This window comes from bacterium (genome assembly GCA_023135785.1).
GTDB lineage: Bacteria > CAIJMQ01 > CAIJMQ01 > CAIJMQ01 > CAIJMQ01 > CAZNJA01.
Genome location: JAGLSL010000016.1, coordinates 21,494 through 28,027, shown reverse-complemented (window position 1 = coordinate 28,027; position 6,534 = coordinate 21,494). Strand labels below are relative to the sequence as shown.

Annotated in this window: 5 protein-coding genes; 2 read left to right on the top strand and 3 right to left on the bottom strand. The window is 36.1% G+C overall.

Going from position 1 to position 6,534, the window contains the following annotated elements; all coding sequences use genetic code 11:
- The 3 genes from KAS42_01580 to KAS42_01570 form a co-directional block, all read right to left on the bottom strand.
- A partial coding sequence (locus tag KAS42_01580; protein ID MCK4904923.1) for an RtcB family protein occupies nucleotides 1-2,272 on the bottom strand: 2,272 nt, incomplete at its 3' end.
- A 134-nt stretch (nucleotides 2,273-2,406) separates the two neighbouring features.
- Nucleotides 2,407-2,958, bottom strand: a complete 552-nt coding sequence (locus KAS42_01575) for a nucleotidyltransferase (GenBank protein ID MCK4904922.1) — start codon at nucleotides 2,956-2,958, stop codon at nucleotides 2,407-2,409.
- Between the two features lie 7 nt (nucleotides 2,959-2,965).
- Complete coding sequence (locus KAS42_01570; protein ID MCK4904921.1) at nucleotides 2,966-3,187, bottom strand: hypothetical protein; 222 nt, start codon at nucleotides 3,185-3,187, stop codon at nucleotides 2,966-2,968.
- Between the two features lie 155 nt (nucleotides 3,188-3,342).
- On the opposite strand from KAS42_01570, the gene gyrA reads away from it, so the two are divergent.
- The gene (gene gyrA / locus KAS42_01565; GenBank protein MCK4904920.1) at nucleotides 3,343-5,763 is read left to right on the top strand and encodes a DNA gyrase subunit A; all 2,421 of its coding nucleotides are present in this window, start codon (nucleotides 3,343-3,345) and stop codon (nucleotides 5,761-5,763) included.
- Between the two features lie 208 nt (nucleotides 5,764-5,971).
- The gene (locus KAS42_01560; GenBank protein MCK4904919.1) at nucleotides 5,972-6,493 is read left to right on the top strand and encodes a hypothetical protein; all 522 of its coding nucleotides are present in this window, start codon (nucleotides 5,972-5,974) and stop codon (nucleotides 6,491-6,493) included.
- Nucleotides 6,494-6,534: the final 41 nt, after the last annotated feature.

The window sequence follows — 6,534 nt, the reverse complement described above, 5'->3', positions numbered from 1 at the left end:
AGCCGGAATGGATCATAATCGTAATTTGGTTTTTTTCTATTCCGAAAACTTTTGCCTTTTGTTCGTCATATATTTCATCAATCTTTTGTATTTCCAGAAAATGATTGCCTGAACCTAACGTGCCGCTTTGATTTTTGCCTCTTTCATAAGCCCTGGGGCTCACTTTATCCGGATTAGCGCTTTGCAAACATCCACCTTCCTCTGTATTTATTATGTCATCTTCTACGCCAAAACCTTGTTTTACTGCCCATTTTGAACCATCTTTTAGAAGTTCTTTTTCCTGTTGAGGCGAAACTTTTATTTTGCCGCCTATGCCTACGCCACAGGGAACATTAGTAAAAAGAGCATCCATTAAGGCAGGAATTTTATTTTTTATATCTTCTGTTTTTAGATTGGTCTTGAGTAAACGAATTCCACAGTTAGAAATAATGAAATTATTAGCTACGAAATTATGAGACGGATGAGTTACCGTAAAATCATAAACATAATCATCAAATTCTATTTTTTCTTTAGCAACAACTTTATCCCATACCATCCCGGATTCACCTAAACTCTCAGTAGCTTTGCTCAAGAAGTCACTGAAAGTAGGAGTATCTTCACTAACCCTACAAGAGGTTTTTCTCTGTTCATAAACAGATCTTTCTATAAAGCGTAAATTAACCCCGCCCATGCACACATGGGCGGGGTTAACTGCAGGTGATAAAGACTCATGTATTTTTTTTGCCGACCATCCGTTTGTCTTCCTTAAATTCTGCACTTGCAAAACAGTTTCTTCTCTTTCTTCTATCATCAATTGCTTTAATTTCAAAAAATGAGTTACTGTGTTAGCTAAAAAGCTTCTCTTGGCATTATATTCAAATCCTACTTTAGAATATAAATCGATTAAATTTTCAGAAGAACCTGATAGAATAAGTCGTAATCTATATGATGGTTTACCGTCAACATTAGTTTGTTCTTTTCTCTGGGATATCTTATTTGTTTTAATTCCCATTTCGTTAAGAACAGAAGCAATTTGTTGTAAGAATATTTTACCGCTAAGTAGGTATTCTTTACTCTTATTAAGCGAAACGATGGGAGAATAGAAATTATATCCGTGATTAGTTATGGTCTTTGGAGAGGACATTTCTGCGCCAAAATAGGAAGCTAAGAAAAGTCTTTTCTGCCAAAGAGGAAGAGAAGAAATCCATTTAGGTAGACGATAGTCTTGATTTCTTTTATTACCCAGAGGGCAACCTAAAATACAAAGAAGAGCGGCAAAACTGGAAGAAACAACCTTAAAAGATATCTCATCGGTCTTAAATTTATAAGTGGAATAAGTAGTTTTTATTTGATGTTCTCTATACCTAATATAAATTCGAGACGGATTATATCCAATCTTCTTAATATCTTCCCTGATTTGCTCTAAATCTTCTTCTTTGCCATAAAACCAACTTACTCCTTTACCTCTTTTGTTAGTAAAATAGATTGTCCCGTCTCCAAACATATATCCCATAACTTTAAGCAAATAAGGTAAATGAGGGGAATCATATTTTAGAGGGAGTAAATTTCTCTTCTTTAAATGAATAATAATCTGTTCTAAACCATGCCCTCGGGAATCCTTCTTTAATTTAAGTAGAAAATCTTTAATTTTATTCTCATCGATAATTATGGACAAAGAAGGCTCTTCATAAGGTAAACCCTCAAAAGAATAAATAGCAACTTCATCTTCTATAGAGAGATTTTTTAATTCCGTCATCCCATCTTTGGTATAAAAAGGATGGTCTTCAGTAGCTATGATATTCTTGCCGGTCTTGGTAGTTATCTTATAAACTTTACTGCGAGGTTTCTGTTTTAAAAACCGGACAATTTTTGTAATTTTTTGCTTATTTTCTTTAAAATCAAAAACCTTAATCTGTTGTTTTGTCCAGAGTTTCTCAAAAGATTCTATGGGTAAATGATAGCCTAATTCATGCAAAATCATGGAGTTCCCGCAAATGCAGTTGATATCATACCCCACACCGCCGGGCGAAATAACTCCACCTTGTTCTGGGTCTGTTGCCGCAACACCGCCGATAGCAAAACCATAACCCCAATGTGCATCAGGCATAGCGAACGAATGCTTAACGATTCCCGGAAGACATGCTACATTTGCAATCTGTTTCATTACTTGTTCTTTTTCAAGGGACTGCATCATTTCTTCATTGGAATAGATAATTCCCGAAACGCGCATTCCTTCGACATATCCTTTGGGTATTTCCCATCTATAATCGTCAATTTTCTTAAGATTTGTCATTTTTTCTTAGGATTTTGGGAGTATTATATCAGACCTATCTGTTCACGAAAAGAAGAGGAAAATTGAGAAATGCCTTGATATTTATCTATTAAACTTTCTTATCTTGTTTTAAAACTCTGTAAAAACAATTTTTATTATTTCAAAAAATTATTGAATTTTTTTAATAATCCTTTTTGATTGTCCATCTTACTAAACTCTAAAAGCCATTTCCCAATATATTTAAAATCGATTTTATTTTTGTTCTTGGTTAATATATTTTTCACATCTTCTTCGTCAATGGCTCTGCCTGCAAACATTTTGTGAATAATAACATCTTCGCAAGAAGCGAATTTTACCGGATAGCCATCAATTAAAACTTTCTTTGCTTTTTCTATGGCCTGTTTCTCATACGGCATAAAAGAGAAAATAAAATCTATTCTTATTTTTAGCTTGCTTTCTTCAACGGGCAAGACATTAGTGCTTTTTGCAAAACCTTCGGGATTTTTAGGGAGAATCTTGAAGTTTAATTTCTTGCACGGGTTTTTAATTGAAAGAAATTTATCTACATCGATGCCTAAAGTTATATCTATATCCCGTGTTAAGCGAGGTGTTCCGTATAGTAAAACGGCTTGACCGCCGATAATCATATAAGGGATTTTTTCTTTATCTAACTGTTGTGCCGTTTTTCTTATTAATTTTTCAAACATTTAACTTTTATTCCGAAATCTTAGAGGTATTTCTGCGGGGGTTTAATGCTCTGGCAATTCTCAAATCAGTTTCTATACCATCTAATATATTTTTGGAATTGATGATGTTTAAAGAAACCGCTTCTTTGTGAAGGGCTTCATATATAGACAAAGCTTTTTTGTAGGAAAGATTTTCGTTTTTGATGAGTTGTTTGTTGAATTTGTTTAATTTAATTATATTTTTTATCATCTTTTTCGTTTAATGCATCTTATATAAACCTCTTGTTTGTGTCAAACGGTATACGTTAAAAAAATGCTTTAAAAACTGCTCAAATTTTGATATAATTCCTTGGAATAAACGATAGATTTAAACATCAAAGATGCATTTAAAAGGAGATTTTTAAGATGCCGGAAATTATCAAGCAGGTAAACATCGAAGAAGAGATGAAAACGTCCTATTTGGACTATGCTATGAGCGTCATAGTAGCGCGCGCTTTACCTGATGTAAGAGACGGCTTAAAACCTGTCCATAGAAGAATTTTATTCGCTATGCGTGACTTGAGCCTCTTCCCTAATCGTCCTTTCAGGAAATGCGCTAAAATCACGGGCGATGTGTCCGGCAATTACCATCCTCACGGCGCAGATATCGTATATCCTTCGCTTGTTAGGTTGGCCCAAGATTTTTCTATGAGATATCCGCTTGTAACAGGACAGGGAAATTTCGGCTCAATTGATGGCGACCCACCTGCAGCTATGCGTTATACTGAAGCTAAAATGTCGCATTTAGCTGTAGAAATGTTGGAAGATATAGAACAGGAAACAGTGGATTTTGCTTCCAATTATGACGGAACTTGTCTTGAGCCTGTAGTTCTTCCTTCTAAAATTCCAAATTTGCTTCTAAACGGTTCATCAGGAATTGCCGTTGGAATGGCAACTTCTATTCCGCCTCATAATCTGACGGAACTGACTAAGGGTTTGGTGTTGCTTTTGGAAAACCCCAAAGCAACTACTGAAGAAATTATGAAACTTGTCACAGGTCCCGACTTTCCCACAGGCGGAGTCATTCAGGGGAGAAACGGTATAAATGATGCTTATTTGACGGGCAGGGGATTAGTAAGAGTTCGAGGTAAAGCTTTTATAGAGGGAGAAGAAGATGAAAAGCGAAAGATAATTATTTCTGAAATCCCTTACATGACAAATAAGGCGCGGCTTGTAACATCAATTTCCGAATTGGTAAGAGAGAAAAAAATTGAAGGAATATCAGATCTCAGAGACGAATCCGATAAAGACGGAATGAGAATCGTGCTGGAGATAAAAAGAGGTAAAGAACCGCAAGTCGTTTTAAATAAACTCTATAAGCATACTGCTCTTCAGGCGACTTTCGGGATTATTCTTTTGGCATTGATCGACAGAAGACCCAGAATTTTGCCGCTTAAGGATGTGATGGCGGACTTTCTCTCCCATAGAGAGGAAGTAGTAAAACGGAGAACCGCCTTTCAATTAAGAAAAGCAAAAGAAAGAGCGCACGTCTTAGAAGGGTTGAAAATAGCTTTACAAAATTTAGATGCGGTAATAAAAACTATTAAGGGTTCTCCAAATGCCGAAGCTGCAAGAGAGAACTTAATCAAATCTTTTGACCTTTCTCGAATTCAAGCCCAATCGATTCTTGATATGAGGTTACAACGGCTTACTGGTCTTGAAAGAAAGAAAATAGAGGAAGATTATTTGGCTATTATAAAAGAAATCGTCCGACTTGAATCTCTGCTTGCTTCGTCTCTTCAAATAAGAAGTGTAATCAAGGAAGAATTAATCTACCTTCAGGAAAAATACGGTGATGAAAGAAGAACTAAGATTGTGGATGCGCAGCCGATGTTAAACGATGAAGATTTTATTGAAGAAGAAGACATGGTTGTTACCATTTCTAAACGGGGTTACATCAAACGTCTTCCTCTTAATACTTACAGGACGCAGGGAAGAGGCGGAAAGGGAATTATCGGCGCCGGCACCAAAGAAGAAGATTTCATAGAGGATATATTCATTGCGTCAACTCACGATTATATCCTATGTTTTTCTAATTTTGGAAAAGTTTATTGGATAAAAGTATATGAAATTCCCCAAGCGGGAAGATTGTCAAAAGGACAGGCGGTAGTGAACTTTTTGAAACTTCCCGAGAAAGAAAGAATAACCGCGTTTTTATCGGTCAAAGACTTTTCTCAAGAAGGATATGTTTTCATGGTAACAAAACAGGGCAAAGTCAAAAAGACGCCTTTGTCAAATTTCTCCCATCCGCGCGCTACGGGAATAATCGCATTGGGCTTGGAAAAAGATGACGAGCTTATAGGCGTTGACCTTATAAAAGGCGACGAGGATATGTTAATTGCGACCAAAAACGGCAGAGCGATTCGATTCTCCGGCAAACAAGTCCGTTCTATGGGAAGAACAGCAAAAGGAGTCAGGGGTATCAGACTAAAACCCAAGGATGAAGTTGTGGGCAGAGAAATAGTAAAAGAAGACGAATCACTTCTTGTAATCACCAGCAAAGGTTTCGGTAAAAAATCTACTTATGCTCTCTATCCAAAAAGGGGCAGGGGCGGAAGCGGTGTAATTAATATAAGGCAATGCAAGAGAAATGGTGAAGTCATAAGCATTGCCGGAGTAAAAAAGACCGATCATATGCTGATAGTGACACAAAACGGCAAGATTATCCGCATGGACAGCGCTTCAATGAGAAATATCAGTCGCAACACAATGGGTGTGCGTTTGGTATCTCTTGGTGAAGGCGACTGTATCTCATCCTTTACGATTGTTAGGGAAGAAGAAGTGTGAAAAAACGATGGACGATGGATGAAAGACGAAGGACGAGAAGAAGTAAATCTGATTTCAAGTTAATATAAGAATTTCAGGTTTTCGGTATTCGGCGCGATAACCGTTTTTTCAGTAATTAATTCTAACCTCTATTTTAATGTCCCTACTCTTTGGCTACTGACTATTGACTTCCTAAAATCGCTTTGATACAAGTGTTTAATTAAATATTATGAAAGCAATAGAATTTGATGGTAAGTTAAATGATTTTTTAAGCCGCTACAAATATCAGGCTGAATTAACAAAACAACTTGATAATCTTGATGACATTGATTTTACACAAAGATTGGTTAACGAAATTGTTCTTTGGAAAATCAATCGCTATGTTTCCATAAATGATGAAATACTATCTAAATTAATTAAACTTAAGACATTAACGAATGGAAAACATCGAGAGAGGAAAGAATCTCTTGAGTTATTACTACAAACACACGGCATTGATTTAGCAATGGCATCTACAATACTCCGATTCAGAAACCCAAGAGCATTTCAGATTATCGACAAACACGCTTATCGAGCCATCTACGATAAAAGTTACCCACTTCATTCAACCACCCCTGTAAATCGTAAGATTGATGTATATTTTGACTATCTGGACAAGTTAATTGAACTTTGTAAAACTAGAGGATTGGAATTTCAAACAGTAGACCGTTTACTCTATGTGTTCGATAAAGAGGTAAACCGAAAACTTTAAAAGTAGTAAACAAAAATAATAGGAGAATAAATGGCTATCTT

Excerpts from the sequence above, each read along its gene's own strand:
- KAS42_01575 (MCK4904922.1), bottom strand. The coding sequence starts at position 2,958 with ATGTTTGAAAAATTAATAAGAAAAACGGCACAACAGTTAGATAAAGAA.
- KAS42_01570 (MCK4904921.1), bottom strand. The coding sequence starts at position 3,187 with ATGATAAAAAATATAATTAAATTAAACAAATTCAACAAACAACTCATC.
- gyrA (MCK4904920.1), top strand. The coding sequence starts at position 3,343 with ATGCCGGAAATTATCAAGCAGGTAAACATCGAAGAAGAGATGAAAACG.
- KAS42_01560 (MCK4904919.1), top strand. The coding sequence starts at position 5,972 with ATGAAAGCAATAGAATTTGATGGTAAGTTAAATGATTTTTTAAGCCGC.